The organism is Christensenella hongkongensis (assembly GCF_000981035.1).
Classification (GTDB): domain Bacteria; phylum Bacillota; class Clostridia; order Christensenellales; family Christensenellaceae; genus Christensenella; species Christensenella hongkongensis.
This window is the reverse complement of sequence record NZ_LAYJ01000131.1, coordinates 69,005-87,380: the sequence shown is the minus strand read 5'-3', so window position 1 is coordinate 87,380 and position 18,376 is coordinate 69,005. Positions and strand designations below refer to the sequence as shown.

General features: G+C 47.7%; 14 protein-coding genes. All 14 read right to left on the bottom strand.

Translation table 11 applies throughout. The features are described 5' to 3' along the window. Positions 1–9: 9 nt before the first annotated feature. Positions 10–1,236, bottom strand: a complete 1,227-nt coding sequence (locus CHK_RS13930; protein ID WP_046444679.1) for a peptidase U32 family protein — start codon at positions 1,234–1,236, stop codon at positions 10–12. 8 nt (positions 1,237–1,244) lie between these two features. Then, the gene (mltG, locus tag CHK_RS13925) at positions 1,245–2,477 is read right to left on the bottom strand and encodes an endolytic transglycosylase MltG (RefSeq protein ID WP_046444678.1); all 1,233 of its coding nucleotides are present in this window, start codon (positions 2,475–2,477) and stop codon (positions 1,245–1,247) included. 18 nt (positions 2,478–2,495) lie between these two features. Continuing rightward, the gene (locus tag CHK_RS13920; RefSeq protein WP_046444677.1) at positions 2,496–2,846 is read right to left on the bottom strand and encodes a YlbF/YmcA family competence regulator; all 351 of its coding nucleotides are present in this window, start codon (positions 2,844–2,846) and stop codon (positions 2,496–2,498) included. A gap of 15 nt (positions 2,847–2,861) precedes the next feature. Further along, positions 2,862–4,514 carry a ribonuclease J gene (locus CHK_RS13915; protein ID WP_046444719.1) on the bottom strand — a complete coding sequence of 551 codons (1,653 nt, stop codon included), beginning with the start codon at positions 4,512–4,514 and terminating at the stop codon, positions 2,862–2,864. 197 nt (positions 4,515–4,711) lie between these two features. Next, on the bottom strand, positions 4,712–6,091 hold the full coding sequence (gene hslU, locus CHK_RS13910; RefSeq protein ID WP_046444676.1) for an ATP-dependent protease ATPase subunit HslU: 1,380 nt from the start codon (positions 6,089–6,091) through the stop codon (positions 4,712–4,714). A gap of 10 nt (positions 6,092–6,101) precedes the next feature. After that, positions 6,102–6,632, bottom strand: a complete 531-nt coding sequence (hslV, locus tag CHK_RS13905) for an ATP-dependent protease subunit HslV (RefSeq protein ID WP_046444675.1) — start codon at positions 6,630–6,632, stop codon at positions 6,102–6,104. Between the two features lie 28 nt (positions 6,633–6,660). Beyond that, complete coding sequence (gene trmFO, locus CHK_RS13900) at positions 6,661–7,971, bottom strand: methylenetetrahydrofolate--tRNA-(uracil(54)-C(5))-methyltransferase (FADH(2)-oxidizing) TrmFO (RefSeq protein ID WP_046444674.1); 1,311 nt, start codon at positions 7,969–7,971, stop codon at positions 6,661–6,663. After that, complete coding sequence (topA, locus tag CHK_RS13895) at positions 7,952–10,135, bottom strand: type I DNA topoisomerase (protein WP_082103582.1); 2,184 nt, start codon at positions 10,133–10,135, stop codon at positions 7,952–7,954. The genes trmFO and topA overlap by 20 nt, the downstream gene beginning before the upstream one ends. 58 nt (positions 10,136–10,193) lie before the next feature. Continuing rightward, positions 10,194–11,300 carry a DNA-processing protein DprA gene (gene dprA / locus CHK_RS13890; protein ID WP_046444673.1) on the bottom strand — a complete coding sequence of 369 codons (1,107 nt, stop codon included), beginning with the start codon at positions 11,298–11,300 and terminating at the stop codon, positions 10,194–10,196. 215 nt (positions 11,301–11,515) lie between these two features. Next, on the bottom strand, positions 11,516–13,060 hold the full coding sequence (locus CHK_RS13885) for a YifB family Mg chelatase-like AAA ATPase (RefSeq protein WP_046444672.1): 1,545 nt from the start codon (positions 13,058–13,060) through the stop codon (positions 11,516–11,518). Positions 13,061–13,082: 22 nt separating this feature from the next. Beyond that, on the bottom strand, positions 13,083–16,421 hold the full coding sequence (locus CHK_RS13880; RefSeq protein ID WP_046444671.1) for a glycosyltransferase family 39 protein: 3,339 nt from the start codon (positions 16,419–16,421) through the stop codon (positions 13,083–13,085). 30 nt (positions 16,422–16,451) lie between these two features. Further along, on the bottom strand, positions 16,452–16,808 hold the full coding sequence (locus CHK_RS13875) for a YraN family protein (RefSeq protein WP_046444670.1): 357 nt from the start codon (positions 16,806–16,808) through the stop codon (positions 16,452–16,454). Next, a complete protein-coding gene (locus CHK_RS13870; protein WP_052740618.1) occupies positions 16,808–17,443 on the bottom strand; it encodes a ribonuclease HII in 636 nt (211 codons plus the stop codon). The genes CHK_RS13875 and CHK_RS13870 overlap by 1 nt, the downstream gene beginning before the upstream one ends. 1 nt (position 17,444) lies before the next feature. Then, on the bottom strand, positions 17,445–18,290 hold the full coding sequence (ylqF, locus tag CHK_RS13865; protein ID WP_046444668.1) for a ribosome biogenesis GTPase YlqF: 846 nt from the start codon (positions 18,288–18,290) through the stop codon (positions 17,445–17,447). Positions 18,291–18,376: the final 86 nt, after the last annotated feature.

Sequence of the window (18,376 nt, the reverse complement as noted above, 5' to 3'; positions counted from 1 at the left end):
TTTTCTCCTTCAATCATGCCTGCGCAAAAGATCGCCCTCATGCAGCGTGTACGGGCAGTTTATCCTGACCATCTGCTGCGGGTGCGGGGCGCTGTCCTGCATATTTCCGTCCATGTCCATAATCTGTGTAACCGTGAAAAAAGCATTTTCCACAGATGGGGACAAAATTTCAAGTTTTTCGCCAATACTGAACTTATTACGCTGCTCTACTTTTAGATACCCTTCCGGTAAATTTTCATGCACTTTGCCAACAAACGTGTATCTACGCAAGTCTACGTCACGCGTAACATCCTGGGCGGCCTCGTGCGGATTCCCAAAGAAAAAGCCTGTTGTGAAACCGCGTGTTGCGGATTTTATAAGCTCTTCTTTCAGGCTCTCATCAAATACGTAGTTATCCTTTTGGGCATAATAGGCATCCAACGCCCGCCTGTATGCGTGAACGACCGATGCGACATAATAAGCCGATTTCATACGTCCTTCGATTTTAAACGAAGTAATTCCCGCCTCCGCAAGCTGCGGAATATATTCAATCATCATCAGATCGCGCGAATTCATGATATAGGTGCCGCGATCATCCTCCATAATTGGAAAATATTGTCCGTCATACCCTTTTTCATACAAGTAATATTCCCAGCGGCAAGGCTGTGCGCACGCACCCTTATTCCCGCTCCTGCCCGTCATGACAGAGCTTAAAAGACACCGTCCTGAGTGCGCGACGCACATGGAGCCGTGCACAAACGCTTCGAGCTCCAACCCTTCCGGCGTATTTTGCCGGATCGTTTGAATATCATCAAGCGACACCTCGCGCGACAGTACAATACGCTTAACCCCTTGCCGATGCCAAAAAGAAGCAGACAAATAATTGGTCGTATTTGCCTGCGTGCTCAGGTGAATGGGTATGCTGAGCTGTTCGCGCTGCACAAGCTCAATTACCGCCGGATCGGAAACAATCACACCGTCGGCTCCTATCTCGCTCAAATAGCGCAGATAACCGCCAAGCCCGTCGAGGTCCCGGTTCCACATAACCGAATTCACCGTAATATATATTTTTTTATTTCCGTTATGCGTCAGCTGTACGGCTTCTGATAGCTGCTCATCTGAAAAATTATCGGCAAACGCCCGCAAGCCATAGCTTTGTCCCGCCATATAGACTGCGTCGGCGCCAAAATACAGGGCTGTTTTCAGGCACTCCATATTTCCCGCCGGCGCAAGCAATTCTATTTTTTCGTCATTCATATCTCGATTCACTGTACTCCCGCAGCAGCGTCTGCCGCATCCCACAAAGGCCTGTATTTTGCAACTGCCTCATTATGCTCTTCCAAAGTCTTATTGAACTCCAGCACGCCTGTCGCAGGATCAGTCAGCGTGAAGTACATGTACTCGTCGCCTTCCTGCATATATTCTTCAAAGGGATACAAGGCCGCTTCAATCGCCGCCTTACTCGGATTGCCGATCGGTCCCGGTGGCAATCCTTTGTTCTGGCGCGTATTATAGGCGGAAGGCGTATTTACCTTATCGCCGATATTATAAACGTTTTTCAGGCCCAGGGCATACATGATTGTGGCGTCGGAACCAAGCGTTTCATCCTTATTCAGCCTGTTATGGAAAACGGCGGAAACCTTGGAAAAATCATCCGGCTTCGCTTCCTTTTCGATGATAGACGCAAGCGTCACGACATCGTCGACCGTCATACCAAGCTCCTCGGCACGCGCTTTATATTCATCGCTGAAAATCTCGTTGAAACGGTTGAGCTGCTTCTTGATAATTTCCTCTTCCGAAGCGTCCGTATAGTATTCATAGGTGTCAGGGAACAGGTAACCTTCCAATACGTACTTTCGTTTTTGATCGGGTTCCTTTTCCGCTTCCTTTGCAATGACGTCCGCAATCACAGGATAATCCTGCGCGAAAGCCTCGCCGCTGGTTGCGATTTCCTGATATCTGGTCGTGTTCTTCAGGATTCCGCTCTCAATCAAAACTTCGCTGAAATCATCGATCGTAAGGCCTTCCAGGAATTTTACCTTTGCAACATTGGAATCGCTCTTTCCCTCCTGCAACGCATAAATCAGGTCGTCAAAATCCATGTTTTTGGATAATTCATAGGTTCCTGCCTTCAGCTTTGAGGACATGTCGGAAAAATCCACATACAGTTTAAACACCTGCTTATTACGGATCAAATCGTTGTCATACAAAATATCTGAAATTTTATTGAGTGACGCGCCTTTGGGAATCGTTACCTCAACCGCAGTGCTGTCGGCACTGTCTACCGGATCGAAATATTCCTTGCGCACGTAGGAAACCACGCCATACACAATGGCGGCCACAATCGCAAGGCTAATCAGGAACATCACAAGCGTACGCATCCTGCTCCACCCGGAACGCGTCTTTTTTTGCGGTTTTTTTCCATTGCCGGTTTTTTGCGGCTCAAGATCGATGTAGTTGTTTTCGTCGGGATACAGATGATTCAGCTTTTTTGCCAACGTACCAGTCTCCTGTTTTTATTCTTCAAACATATTTGCGCCAACGTCACACGCATCTCCGATGATCTTATAGATATCGGAGACAAGTGTATTAAACTTATACTCAGCGGAAAAAAACTCGGTGATTTTGGGATTGAACTGCAAAACCTCACCCATTTTCTGGATTTTATTCATCAACTCCGCCTCCGGCTCCTGCCCTGTGAGGTAGGCAGCCTGCGCTTCAAACTGCAGTTTTTTATAATCCTTGATCATGCGCTGGTTCTGCTCGTCTTCGTACACCTCATCCTTGATCTTCGTATATTCCTCATATTCTTCACTTTGCTTGATCAAAGACGCAAGCTCATTTGCTTTATCATAAACATTTACCATCACAAATCTGCTCCTTTATACTTCAATAATAATCGGCAGTATCATCGGACTGCGCTGCGTCATGTCGTACAGGTAATTGGATAATTCTTTTTTAATCAGTCCCTTGAGCGTAGACCAGTCGCTCGAGCCGCTCTTGAAGCACGAATCCACAATGTTAATCACAAGGTCTTTTGCGTGATCGAGAAGGTCTTCCGATTCCTTCATATATACGAACCCGCGTGAAACAATATCCGGGGCCGACAGAAGTTCGCCGGTCTCTGCAGACGTTGTTACAACAACGATAAACAATCCGTCGGACGACAGCTGTTTCCTGTCGCGCAAAACGACGTTTCCGACATCGCCTACGCCAAGACCGTCGATCAGGACGCTCCCTGACGCAACCGTCTCCTTTTGTACGCCCATCTTCCGGTTTAATTCTATGACGGAACCGATCTCGGGAATAAAGATATTCTTCTTTTTAATCCCCATTTTCTCCGCCAGCGCGGCATGCTTGTAAAGATGCCTGTATTCGCCGTGTACCGGAATAAAATACTTTGGTTTCACGAGCGAAAGCATCAGCTTCAGCTCTTCCTCGCACGCATGCCCTGAAACATGGACCATATCCACAGCGTCGTTGATTACGCTCGCTCCCTTTCGGTAGAGCATATTAATAACATCCGACACATAGCGCTCGTTCCCCGGGATCGGCGATGCCGATATAATCACAAGATCGCCTTCCTTAATGCTCAGCTTCGGGTGTTGCCCCGTTGCCATACGCACAAGGCCGGACATCGTCTCGCCCTGGCTGCCGGTTGTGAGGATCACAACCTGGTTGTCCCGCAGCTTTTTCAGTTCGTCGAAGCCCACGAGCATTTCGTCATCCACATTAAGGTATCCCAGCTCGCGCGTAACTCCTACGATTTTCAGCATGCTCCTGCCGGAAAGGCAGATTTTTTTGTTGAAAATCTTCGCGACGTCGATCACCTGCTGTATCCTGTGCACGTTTGAGGCAAACGACGCAACGATAATACGCCCCTTCGCCTGCCTGAAATAATTGACAAAGGTCTCTCCAACCTGGCTTTCAGACATCGTAAACCCGGAACGCTCTGCGTTTGTGCTGTCCGACATCAGGGCCAGTACGCCCTTTTTGCCAAGGTCTGCAAACCGGCTCAGTTCCATCACCTCGCCGCACGCAGGCGTAAGGTCTATCTTGAAATCGCCCGTATGGACCAATACGCCGATTGGCGTTGTAATCGCAAGCCCCATCGCGTCGTCAATCGAATGGCTGACATTGATAAATTCAACCGTAAATACGCCCGCTTTGATCTTATCCCCGCTTTTTATCACATTGATCTGCGGTTCTACGCCCGGATGCTCCGTAAGCTTTGCTTCGATCAGCGCCATCGTAAGGCCTGATCCGTAAAGCGGTACGTTAACCGACCTTAAAATATAAGGCACACCGCCAATGTGGTCTTCATGACCATGCGTAAAGAAAATCCCCTTTATTTTATTCAGGTTTTTCTGCAAATAGGTCGTATCGGCAATCACATAGTCAACGCCCAGCATTTCCTCCCGCGGAAACATCATTCCTGCGTCGATCACGATGATATCATTTCCAAATTCGATAACAGTCATGTTTTTGCCGATTTCACCGATCCCGCCAAGCGGAATAATTTTCACCGAAGGCACGGGCGTTGTATTGTTTTGCTTCCTTGGCCCGCTTTTCCTTGTATTTTGTGTATTCTGTTTTGTCTTTTCCAAAATCTTTTCTCTTTTCTTCTTTTCACTTATTCTATTTTTTTATTCCTGCGTGCATACCGAACGCACATACAGGAAATAATCTCTGACTCATTATATCATAGATACGGCACTCCTGCCGAAAGTCGTTACAGTATGAACTTCTGCAGATTCGTATACTGTTCTTCCTGCTTCAAATGTTCGCTTACATAATTTGCGTCCACTACAACATCCACTGCCGGTTCAATTCCACTGGCATTATAGGAAATGTCATCCAGCAAATTCTCCATAATCGTATGCAGGCGGCGCGCGCCAATGTTTTCTGTGCTTTCATTTACGATCTGCGCCACTTCCGCAATTTTAGCGAGTGCGTCAGGCGTAAACTTGAGGTTGACGCCATCAGCGGCAAGCAATGCCTCATATTGCTTTGTAATCGCGTTCTTAGGCTGCGTCAAAATCTGCTCGAATTCCTTTTTTGTCAGGTTTTCAAGCTCGACCTTAATCGGGAAACGCCCCTGCAGCTCAGGAATCAAATCCGATATTTTGGAAACATGAAACGCGCCCGCGGCAATAAACAACATATAATCAGTTTTCACCGGGCCGTATTTGGTCACAACGGTGCTCCCTTCGACAATCGGCAGGATATCCCTCTGTACGCCCTCGCGCGATACGTCCGGGCCGTTACCCGCGCCTTTTCCGGCAATTTTATCGATCTCATCAAGAAAGATAATACCGTTTTGTTCAGCGTTGTCGATTGCAGTTTGGGTTACCTCATCCATATCGATGAGCTTCTCCGCCTCTTCCTGCTCGAGGATTTTCCTTGCCTCTGTAATACTAACCTTGCGTTTTTTCGTTTTTGTGGGTAAAATCCCGGACAAAAGATCGCCCATACTCTCCCCGCCCATGCCGGGTATTTCCATCCCCATGCCAGAGCTCACCTCAACCTCAATTTCGATCATCAGGTTTTCGAGCTTTCCATTCCGCAGATTCTGGCGAATCTCATCCCTGCGGGACATTCGTTTTTGCTTTTCTTCGTCTGTTTCGGAAGGCGCGGCTTCGATCTGCGGCGCTCCGAAAAGGGCCCCCAGAGGATTGCTGTTCTGGCGTGCCTGCTTATTTGGAACAAGGATATCTACAAGGCGGTCCTCCGTGTTCGCCGCCGCACGGTCTTTCACGGTTTCAAAACGCTGCTGCTTCACCATACGGATCGACGCTTCCACAAGGTCGCGCACCATGGATTCCACATCACGTCCTACATAACCTACCTCAGTGAACTTTGTCGCCTCCACCTTGACGAACGGAGCCTCCATCAGCTTTGCAAGCCTGCGCGCGATCTCCGTTTTGCCAACGCCGGTCGGCCCTATCATGATAATATTTTTCGGCGTGATTTCCTCGCGCATCTCCGCGTCAAGCTGGCTTCTCCTGTAGCGGTTCCGCAGTGCGATTGCAACGGCTTTTTTTGCCTTATCCTGTCCAATGATATATTTGTCGAGTTCTGTTACGATTTCCTTTGGCGTTAAAAATGACATATATTTTCACCTACACTTCTTCTACTCTGATATTGTCGTTTGTATATACGCATATTTCGCTTGCGATTTTAAGCCCCTGGTATGCGATCTCTTTTGCAGTCATATCCGTATTTTGGATAAGCGCCCTTGCGGCTGCAAGCGCATACGATCCGCCGGAGCCAATCGCACACACGCCATCATCCGGCTCTATCACCTCGCCAGTACCGGAAATAATCAAAAGATTTTCCGCATCCGCCGCAATCAGCATCGCTTCCAGCTGGCGCATCGCTTTATCCATACGCCATTCCTGTGCAAGCTCAACCGCCGCACGTTGCAGGCTGCCGCCAAACTCTTCCAGTTTCGCTTCAAATTTTTCGGAAAGTGCGAACGCGTCCGCAACGCTCCCCGCAAACCCAATGACTACTTTATCTCCATAAATCCGGCGAACCTTTGTCGCCCCGTTTTTCATGATTACGCTTTCGCCAAGCGTTACCTGCCCGTCGCCCGCGATTGCACAATTCCCGTCTTTCCTGACTGCCAGTATCGTTGTTGCCTTCATCATAATAAGACTGTCCTCCTTCTTTGCCGGATCAGATTCCGGCTTCTTCGATGTTGCGCAGCGCCCGTTGCGCGATCTGCGTATTTTTTTCTTCCTTGTTCCTTATCTTTTTGCCCAACGGCTGCATAATGCCAAAATTAATATTCATCGGCTGGAAATTAGAAGTAACCGCTCCCGAAACATGTGCAGCAAGAGCTCCTGACGCAGTGTCATCGCCTAACTGCGGCAGCGGTTTCCCCTGTAATTCGTACGCAGTAAAAATCCCTGCCATCATTCCGCTTGAAGCACTTTCAATATACCCCTCAACTCCGGTGATCTGCCCCGCAAACCGGATAGCAGGGTTCTTCTTCAGCCTGTAATACCGGTCAAGCAGCCTTGGAGAATTTAAAAACGTATTGCGGTGCATCACGCCATACCGCAAAAATTCTGCATTTTCAAGTGCCGGTATCATACCAAACACCCGTTTTTGCTCAGGGAATTTCAAATGAGTCTGAAAACCGACAATATTATACATACTGCCTTTTTCATCTTCCCTGCGCAGCTGCACGACCGCAAAGGGTTCTTTGCCTGTCTGCGGATCATAAAGTCCTTTTGGCTTTAGCGGCCCAAACAGCATGGTATCATGCCCGCGTCCCGCCATCGTTTCAATGGGCATACACCCTTCAAATACACTATTCTGCTCAAATTCCCTGAGTTGCGCACATTCCGCGCCCACCAGCGCCGTATAAAACGCCTCGTATTCCTCACGCGTCATCGGACAGTTCACATAATCGTTTCCGCCGTGTTCATACCGTGAAGCAAAGAATGCACGTTCCATATTGATGCTGTCAGCAGATATAATCGGCGCGGCCGCATCAAAGAAATGGAGCTGTTCCTCGCCTGTAATCCTGCTGATATCACAAAATAACGCTTCCGACGTGAGAGGTCCGCTCGCAACAATCACAATCTCATCCCCAAACATAGAAAGATCCGTCACTTCCTCATGCACAACCTCAATAAGCTCACACGAGGTAATCTCTTCCGTGATATCTTTGGAAAAATCCTTCCGGTTTACTGCGAGCGCCCCACCTGCCGCCACGCTGTTTTTATCGGCAATTCGCATAATAAGGCTGTCCATCAGCCTCATCTCCTGTTTTAACAGCCCTACCGCATTACAAATCCTGTCTGATCGCAGGGAATTGCTGCACACAAGCTCTGCGAAGTTGTCCGACTGGTGCGCGGGCGATTTCTTTTTCGGCTTCATCTCGTAAAGCCGCACATGAATCCCCCGCTTCGCGAGCTGCCATGCACATTCGCATCCCGCAAGCCCGGCTCCTATTACGTTAACTTTCTTTTTTTGCATTCGTTTTCTTTTTCTCGTTTGTCACGCATTCCGGATTCGAACATTTTTTATATGGTTTCCCGCCATAACGGAATTTTGCCTCCACCATATATGCTCCGCATTCCGGACATTTTTCCTCAAGAGGCTTATCCCACGATACAAAATCACAATTCGGATAATTTTCACAGCCATAAAAGCTCTTTCCGGATTTTCCACCGCGCTTGATTACAACCTTGCCGCCGCACTTTGGACACGGCACATCAATCTGTTTTACAATCGGCTTTGTATTTTTGCATTCCGGATAATTCGGACACGCAAGAAATTCGCCAAACCGGCCCGTCTTATAAACCATATTGGCGCCGCACTTTTCACAGATCACATCCGAAACCTTTTCCGGAAGTTGAATCCGTTCGATATTTTTTTCGCCGTTTTCAAGGTCCTTTTCAAAGGGACCGTAGAAATCCCCGATTACCTTCTTCCAGTCGTTTCCTTCCTGCTCAACGCCATCAAGCTTTTCTTCCATATCCGCAGTAAAAGTAATATCCACGATATCGGAAAAATTCTTTGCCATCAGGTCCGTAACAATTTCACCAAGCTCTGTGGGCACAAAGGATTTTGCTTCCTTCTGCACATAAGCTCTGTCCTGTATGGTAGAAATGATGGGAGCGTAGGTGCTCGGTCTGCCGATTCCACGTTCCTCAAGGAATTTGATCAGCGCAGCCTCCGTATATCTTGCGGGCGGCTGCGTAAAGTTTTGCTTTGGCGTTACGCCCAGGCATTCCAGAGTCTCCCCTTCTTCTGCCTTTGGCAACATTTTCTGGTCGTCGTCATCCGTCTTGGAGTCGTACACGGCAAGATGGCCCTTGAATAGTATCCTGGAGCCGCTTGCCTTGAAAATATGATCGTTCGCACCGATCTCATAGCTCAGCGTTTCGAATAGCGCAGGCATCATCTGGCTGGCCAGAAAACGCGTGTAAATCAATTTATACAGCTTATATTGATCATTTGTAAGATATTGCTTTACGCTGTCCGGCGTATTTTCAATGTAAGTAGGACGAATTGCTTCGTGCGCGTCCTGCGCGTTTTTCCTTCCGCGATATACGTTCGGCTTTTCCGGCGCGTATTCGTCGCCATATGTCTGCTTCACATAATCGAGCGCCGCAGCCTGTGCTTCGCCTGAAATACGCGTAGAGTCCGTTCTCATATAGGTGATAAGTCCAACCGTATTTCCGCCTTTCAGCGGCACGCCCTCATAAAGCATCTGTGCAAGCATCATCGTCTTTTTCGCGGTAAATCCAAGCTTGCCGGACGCAGCCTGCTGCAAAAAGCTTGTGGTAAAGGGCGGCAGTGCATTTTTCTTACGCGTTCCGCTTTTTACCTTATCGATAATAAAATCAGCGCCCTTCACCGCGTCGAGCACCGCCTGTGCGTCGGCTTCGGTTTTAAGATCCGCCTTTTTCCCTTTTACACCGTAATATTTTGCTTCAAATTCCTGCTTGTCTTTTTTCAGCAGCGCGCTGATCGTCCAGAATTCTTCCGGTTTAAAATTACGGATTTCGTTCTCACGGTCAACGATCACCTTAACGGCAACGCTCTGAACCCTTCCCGCAGAAAGACCTTTTTTTACCTTCTTCCACAGAAGCGGGCTCAATTTATAACCCACCAAACGGTCCAGCACACGCCGTGCCTGCTGCGCGTCCACACGGTCCATATCAATATTCCTTGGGTTTTTGATCGCACTTGTTACTGCGTCTTTTGTAATTTCATTAAACTCAATCCGGCTGACTTCAGCCGGATCAAGCCCCAGAATATTTGCAATATGCCACGAAATCGCTTCGCCCTCGCGGTCCGGATCGGTTGCGAGGTATACCTTTTTCGACTTTTTCGCCTCGTCCTTGAGCGCTTTAATCAACTGCGCTTTTCCCCTGATCGTCGTATACTGTGGTTCGAAGTTATTATCAACGTCCACCCCGATTTTGCTTTTGGGCAGATCCCTTAAATGTCCGTTGGATGCGCGCACCGCATATCCCTTGCCCAGAAATTTCTCAATCGTCTTCGCTTTGGCCGGGGACTCCACAATCACAAGATTGTTCTTTGCTGCCGCAGTCGTCTTCTTCGCCGCCGTTTTTCCTGTCTTTTTTGCGGCAGGCTTCTTTTTTGCAACGCTCGTTGCTTCCTTTGCCATTCCGTTCCTCCAAATATATTATCTATATTATACTATAATGTTAGCACTTTTGTGTAAACTAACTGTTAACTCTAAATTTATCCCCCGGAATCCCCTCGATCAAACCTCTTAATTCCATTAATGTAAGAAGTGTGTTGATTTCCCTCATGGAACGCCCTGTTTCTGCTGAAATTTCCTCTGGAGCTAAATCTTCCTTTAAAAGCAGATTATATATCTGCGTTTCCAATAAATCAAGCTTAATCGTATTATTTCCATCTTTTTCTTTCAAACAGTCAAGATTGATTTCCCATCCAAGGTCGCTCATTACCTCAGTTGCCTTTTGCACTGCGGGCGCGCCGGATTCCATCAGATACAGCGGCAGCTTTGCAACCGGCGAACTCAAATTACAGGCAAGCGTATATACTTCACGTCCCTGCTTCAAAGCAAAATCCACGGTGATCCGCGCCCCGCTTTTTTCGCCGCCTTCTCCTGAAATAAGGGCTTTGGACAATCCTGCCACAATTCTGTTTCTTTGCGGAAAATTAGAGGCCTTAGGCTCCATGCCCGGCAAAAACTCAGAGATCACGGCTCCCGATTCAACGATCTGGTCGTATAGCTTTCTGTTTTCGGCAGGATACACGACGTCCACGCCGCTTCCAAGGACAGCGACTGTTTTACCACCGCCTTCAAGCGCTCCCGTATGCGCCGCCGTATCGATCCCTCTCGCCATGCCGGAAACAATAACGACTCCCTGCGCCGCAAGTTCCATAGAAATATTTTTCGCCGCCTGAAAACCATTTTTCGTCGGCTTGCGCGAACCCACTACCGCGCAGGACATATCGTCAAAATCAGGCAGCGTCCCTTTATAGTAAAGTACCGTCGGCGGATTTTCGATCTCCGCAAGCGTTTTTGGATAATCCTGATTAAGACGAGTCAGCACATTGATGTTTTTATGTGCAAGAAACTTCAAAAAACGTTCGATGAAGGCATCATTGGCGCGTTCGCATAATTTAGCGCCCATTTTTTCATTGATGCCTTTCACACAGCGCGTAATTTCCGTACAGTTTTCCCACGCGCTTTTAATGTCCGTAAATGTGTTTAACACATGATAAAACCGAACCGGGCCGATTCCTTCTACCGACGCCAGCCACAGCCAGTATTTTTCTTCTTCTGTAATATCCTGCATAAGCCCCACCGCTTTGCTTTTATAATTCCTGTTTTACAGCGATTTAACAGAAAGCAGATTATGCAAAACTTACGATAAACCCGCTTGCATTGGCAACTGATGCCAAAAGCCTGCAACAGCCTTTTGACAAATCGCTATAATCAACTACAATATAGTATCATCTTTTTTACAAAAATGAAACAAGCCGTTTTATTCAAACAAACGGTCTTCCGGATTCAGTCGCACATTCCACCCCAGTATTTCCGGTCGAGCGTGCGATACTGGATTGCCTCCGCAACATGGGCTGGCCCCACGTTTTTGCTTCCGTCAAGATCTGCGATTGTCCGCGCGACCGATAACACGCGTGTGTAGGATCTTGCGCTCAGATTCAGTTTTTCAAAAGCGCTTTTCAGCAGGGCCTGTGTGTCGTTATCCACTGCGCAGTACTCGCCAAGCTGGGCAGAGGAAAGCTGGGCGTTACAATATTTCCCAACATCCTGATACCGTTTTACCTGCCGGTCACGCGCACTGTTCACCCTGCCGCGTACAGTTTCAGAAGATTCCTGTACCCTATGATCCTGTATCTGGTCGTATCGTACCCTTCCCATCTCCACATGGAGGTCAATCCTGTCGAGCAGCGGGCCGGATATCTTTGAAAGGTAGCGCGAAATTTGGTTTGTGGTGCACCTGCACTCCACGTCGGAACCAAAATTTCCACATGGGCACGGATTCATGGATGCAACAAACATAAAATCCGCCGGATAACGTACTTTCATATTTGCCCGCGAAATAGAGATTGTCCCATCTTCAAGAGGCTGGCGCAAAGCCTCCAGAATATCCCGCCGAAACTCCGGAAGCTCGTCGAAATAAAGAACGCCCCTGTGAGCAAGGCTAATTTCTCCCGGCCGGCTTTTTGATCCGCCTCCCGTAATCGAAATCGCTGACGCCGTATGATGGGGGCTGCGAAAGGGCCGCGTTGCAAGTATCTGTTTTTCGTTGTTTTGCAGTTCGCCCGCAATCGAATGAATCTTTGTTACTTCCAGCGCTTCATCAAACGTAAAATCAGGCAGGATGCCCGGTATCGCTTTTGCGAGCATGCTCTTACCGGAACCGGGTGAACCGATCAATAGTATATTATGTCCTCCGGCAGCGGCGATTTCTACCGCGCGTTTCGCTTTTTCCTGTCCCCTGATATCTGCAAAATCAACGTCCGGCTTCGTCCCGCGCTCCGGCGGGCGCCACTGCGAGCCCGGATAAAATTCCGGCGTTTCTTCTTTGTCCAGTATTTGCGCAAGCTGCTTTAAGTGCTTCACCGGTAATATCCTGATATCCTTAATATAGCTTGCTTCCTGAGCGTTTTCCTGCGGCACCACCATCAAATTGAATCCACGTTTGCGCGCTTCAATCACCATTGGCAAAATACCATTAACAGCACGCACATCGCCGTTCAGAGATAATTCTCCAAACAGCACCATATACTTCAAAAGCTCGCTCTTCACCTGACCACTGGCGGCAAGAAGCCCCACTGCGATTGCAAGGTCGTACATCGGGCCTTCCTTTTTGAGGTCCGCGGGTGCGAGATTAATTGTAATTTTCTTTGCCGGATATTCAAAACCGGAGTTTTTGATCGCGCTGCGCACACGTTCCTTGGACTCTTTGATGGCTGTATCCGGCAACCCCACCAGTTCGTAGCTTGGCAGGCCGTTATATACATCCGTTTCCACCAGCACCGGATATCCGTCAATCCCCTTGAGGCCAAAGCTCAATACCTTTGCAAGCAACTTTGCTTACCCCCCTCAAAAATCAGCCGTAGAAAGGCCATGACTGCAGCCAGCGCAGGCCGGTGACATATTCCGCATTGAATGGTATCCCCGTGATGACCGGGTAGAAGATAATAAACATCGCAATACATGCCGTCACAAAAATCCAGCCGAATTCTTTTCCATACTTAAAATCACGTTCCACGTTTCGTAACCAGAATACGATCAATATAATGAGGAACGGCACCGTCGCAAAATAGTGGTAAATAAATACCTCGCGGGCAATAAACCACCACGGCACAAACTGTGAAAGCGCAGCGATTGCAGTAAAGGTAACGCCGTAGTTGCGATGTTTACCACGCGCAGAATCGATGATCAGCCAAATACATGCGACAACGCCCGTCCACCAAATAAGCGGATTTCCCATTGTAGACAGTGTGGAAATTGTTCCATTCGCCGTGTTGTGTCCATTGAAGAACAATACCGGGCGCACATCCATTGGCCAGCTGTACCACATGGAAGCAAACGGATGCACCTTGTCCGGATCAAGCAGAGAGTGGTAGTTGAGCATATACGACTGGTTTTCCAGTATCCTTGAAAAATCATAGGCATTCCCCTGCGTGACGATCGTATATGGATAATACGATGCAAAATAGATAATCAGCGGAACAACGATAAAGAACAGCACGCACCATGCAAGCATAATGAGTACATTCCATTTAAAGCTTTGTACAATGGGTTTATAATCCGGCAGTTTTGACTCCTTCGCAAACTGGTATTCCTTGTAGCGCTTGTAGAGCGTCATAAAGAATATGACAGCGAGTCCCGCACCCGCATACATACACAGCCATTTTGTCGCCGCGCCGATGCCGAAAAACAGGCCGGACAGCGCAAGAGGAACCAAGGATTTTGACAGCTTCTCCTTATTGAAGTTACTTTGTGTAAACAGATACATAAACAGGTACATCAGCATAATCCACAGGATGCTGTAGCTGTCTATCGTACCGATCCTCGTTTGCGCAAAGTGCATAAAGTCCGCTGCAAATAAAATCGTCGCAAATGCTGCATATTTTGTTTTTTTCAGCAGCATTTTCGCAAAGATATACATCACCGGCAGCATCAGAACGCCTGTAAGCGTCCCCATAAAGCGCCATCCAAACGGATTCATTCCAAACATTTCGATCCCGCAAGCAAGAATAATTTTTCCAAGCGGCGGATGCGTAATCTCGTAAGGCTCGATCTGATGAATATTTTCGTAGGCTGTGCGCACATGATAGATTTCGTCAAAATAGAAATCCGTCATATAAGTCGGTTCGTCCGGTACAAGCTCCTGTTCGTCAAATAACGGCGCAGCCTCCGGCGGCGTTACGCTCTGTGGCGTAACAAGGTTTCCGTCTTTGTCCTTGAACGCCATTTCAAGCATATCAAGGTCTCCGCCATATGGGCGGACCGCAATGTATTTCGCATTGATATCAGTCGTATATATTTGCCATTTATAGAGGTCTTTGAGCTCGTGTTTGACCTCTGTTACGCTTTCCGCGCTCCCCTTCGTAAGGTCAACAGGGGTATATGAGTTGCCATCCTTTGAGGAAAGCACCATAAAATCAGCTTTTCCATATCCGGCATAATATTCGATTGTGGCAATCTGCTCTTCCTGCGCAAACTCTACGATAATCTGCGTGTTGTCAAGATGGACGGGCGTTTCAGGCACTTTGAACGCACCAAGGTTCGTAAACGCCACAACGGCATAAATCGCCGATATTACGATCATCAGCAATCCATCCTTTTTGGTTAAGGTCTTTTTCCGTTCAAAGCTGTCAAGCCGCATCTGCGCGGGTGGCTTATCAAACACTTCAAACTCCGCATCCGGATACAGCTTTTTTTGGAATTCCACCCTTGAAGTTTCAGGTGCCTCCGTTTCCCCATTGCCGGCTTCTTCAACAAGCGTTTCTTCTTGTACGGCCGCTTCAGTCCCAACAAGCGGCACGCCGTCTTCCTCCCAGTCGAACGCTCCCATTGGAGCGCTTGACGCAAGAATATCCGTATCCCCTGCCTTTTCGCGCACGGGGCCAAAAGCAAGCCTTGTAATCACATAACCCGTGTAGATAAAGATTGCCATATTGACAGCCGATACTGCCACAGTCCACGCCATCGGCATCATCACCTGATAATAGTAAAGCGACAGGCTTTGGTTCAGCAGCAGCGATATAAACGTAAGCACCGTACACCATATAAGCCGCTTGTCTTTCATAAAGATAAAAGCAAGCAACAGCAAAACCGGTACCGGGAACAGGTAGCGCTCATGCATGCCATGTCCAAGCGCGAAAACGCCCATCAGCAAAAAAGCCGTGAGTGCAAACAGAAATTCTTTTTTTGAATTTTTGATATACAGGAAGAGCGTATACACGCACACCAGCGCAATCATGATAAATCCCCAGACATTACCCGGCAATCCTAAGAACACAACCATACTCGCTGGCGTAAAGTTCTCGCCAAGCATTGCAAAAATATTGAGCGCGTTAAGCGTTACCTGGTCATATTGCCCTATTGTGCTAAGGTATTGTTTCGCCAGCCACAGCGGTTCCTGATTTGCTCCAAAAGGCAACGGAATCAGGAAAAACAAGCCTATCATGATGCCAAGCGATATCAAAAATGTGAACCAGGCTTTCTTTTTATCCTTACTGACTATAATATTGCGAATAAATACAAATCCAAGGATTGGCAGGATCATAATTGCCTGCGGCTTAATCAAAAACGCAACAATAAAGGCAACAGACGCCCATATGAGTTTATCCTTGACCAGCAAATAGATCGTCAAAACGAGCATCAGCGTAAGAATGATGTCCATCTGCCCCCAAACGCTCGAATTAAACATAACCGCAGGATTGAGCAGCAACAACGTGCTCAGCATCAGAGCGACCGGCGCCCTGAATTTTTGTTTGGCAAGTCTGTAGACGATGTACGCTCCTGCAACGTCACAGATAATCGCAGGGAGATGCAGCAGCATACCATACATTGGGCTTGCAAGCCCCAAATCGAACACATTGCGAATAAACCCAAAGAAATAGAGGATGTAAATATAGATCGGGGGGTAATCGGCAAAAAAATCTCCGGTATAGAAATTCTCTATGCCGCCGGTATAAACATTGTTCGCCCATGCCCGGAAACAGTCCATATCCGTACCATAGCCCGGCAGGTTATAAGCCATTGCAAGACGCATAACTACCGCAAATATGGCAAAAATAACAAACAACCGGCCTGTCGGCATCGGTTTTTCAAAAGGATTATACCGTTTTTTTCCATAATACAGATAAGCGATCAAAAATAAAAAAATAACGCCAAGTACTGTAAACCATACGATCAGTTCGTTTTGTTCCTTCATTGCCTCACCTATTGTTATGATTGATATTCCTTATATTCCAAACGCATTTTCGATGTAATTCATGTGCATTCCACCGGTACGTACATAGACCTCCGCGACATCGAATCTGGCATTCATATCAAACAGCTTGTTTTGCGCAAGATACCACCGCGCAGTCTGTACGATCATTTGCTGCTTGCGATAGGTAACCGCTTCACCCGGCGTTCCATAAGCGGAGCCGGATCGCGTCTTGACTTCCACAAAAGCGACCGTATCGCCGTCGCGCACAATGATATCGATCTCGCCTTTTTTTGCGCGATAATTCCTGCAAAGAATTTTTTTTCCGTTTTTTACAAGATATGCGCAGGTGAAATCCTCGCCCTGCTTTCCTACAGCCATCTTGTCCATTATTCACCTAATATCTTTTTTAAAAACGTCTTCCGGTGGATATCGAGTATCCCATACTCACGAATCGCATCGTAATGCGCTTTTGTTCCATATCCCTTGTGTTTTGCAAACAGGTATTGCGGATAAGTTTTATCAATTTCACGCATGATACGATCCCTCGTTACCTTCGCCAAAATCGAGGCCGCCGCAATCGTATAAACCCTGGCATCTCCCTTGATCAACGAGGTGTACGGAAGAGTCGTTTTGATATCCATTGCGTCTGTATATACGTGATCCGGTACTGTTTTCAGCCCGCTAAGCGCCTTTTCAAACGCCATACGCGCGGCATTTAAAATATTGATTTCATCTATGATCTTATTATCCACTACGCTGACAGAATAATCAATCGCTTTTTCAATAATTATATCATAGAGCGCTTCCCTGCGTTTTTCAGATATTTTTTTTGAATCGTCGATGCCAAGAATCAGGTCGTCTTTTGGCATAATTACGCAAGCGGCTACCACAGGGCCGGCAAGAGGGCCCCTGCCTGCTTCATCAAGGCCCGCAATCAGGAATTGTCCGTTTGCCCAATGCGCGCGTTCATATTCCGTCATGATATGAAGCTTTTCTTTTTGTGCTTCTTCCCGTTTTCCCATATCAGCAACGCTCCGGCTTTTCCAGCGATATTCTTCCAAGCTTTCCATTTTTAAATTCGTCGAGAATTGTTTTCGCACCGCGCTCCGTATCATATACGCCGCCCTTTAGCAGAAAACCGCGCGCTTTACAAATATCTTCCAGAATCTCAAAATCATTCCGGTCAAGGTTGCTGAGCTGATAGCGCTCGGCAAGAAGCCGCGGCGCCGTCTCCTTCAAAAGCCCGATCAGGTAAAAAGCGAGTGATTCTTCGTCGAGGATATCGAGCTTCACGCTGCCAATAAGCGCAACGACAGCGCCTGTCTTCTGATCCTTGAATTTTGGCCAGAGAAGGCCGGGCGTATCCATGATTTCCAGATACTGGTCTATCTTCGCCCATTGCAGGGACCTTGTCACCCCCGGTTTGTTGCCTTCTTTCAGTTTTTTTTCGCCGGACAGGCGGTTTAAAATCGCAGATTTACCTACATTTGGAATACCCGCTACCATGCAGCGCAGCGTTTTATTCATCCCTTTATCCCTGTACCTTTGCAGAATGCCTTCCGCGCAGTCAATGATACTCTTTTTCAACTGCTGCGTATTTCCCCTGAGTGCGGAAAAGGAAACCGCGCTGATCCCTTTTTCCCTGAAATACGAAATCCAGTTTTTGGTGATATTTTCGTCAGCAAGGTCTGCCTTGTTCAGGATATAAAAACGTGTCTTGTTTGAAAATACGTCGTCAAAATCCGGATTCAGCGAGCTTTTGGGCGCACGTGCATCCAGCACCTCGATCACCAGATCGACCATTTTCAATTTATCCTTCAGCTGCCTGCGCGCTTTTGTCATGTGCCCGGGATACCACTGAATATCCATTCCAACCGTCCTTCCTGTACGGCGCTGCTGGAACGTTCGCCTGCAAGCAGGCAAAGCCCGCGCCATATATAAAAAAAGGGGGCGCT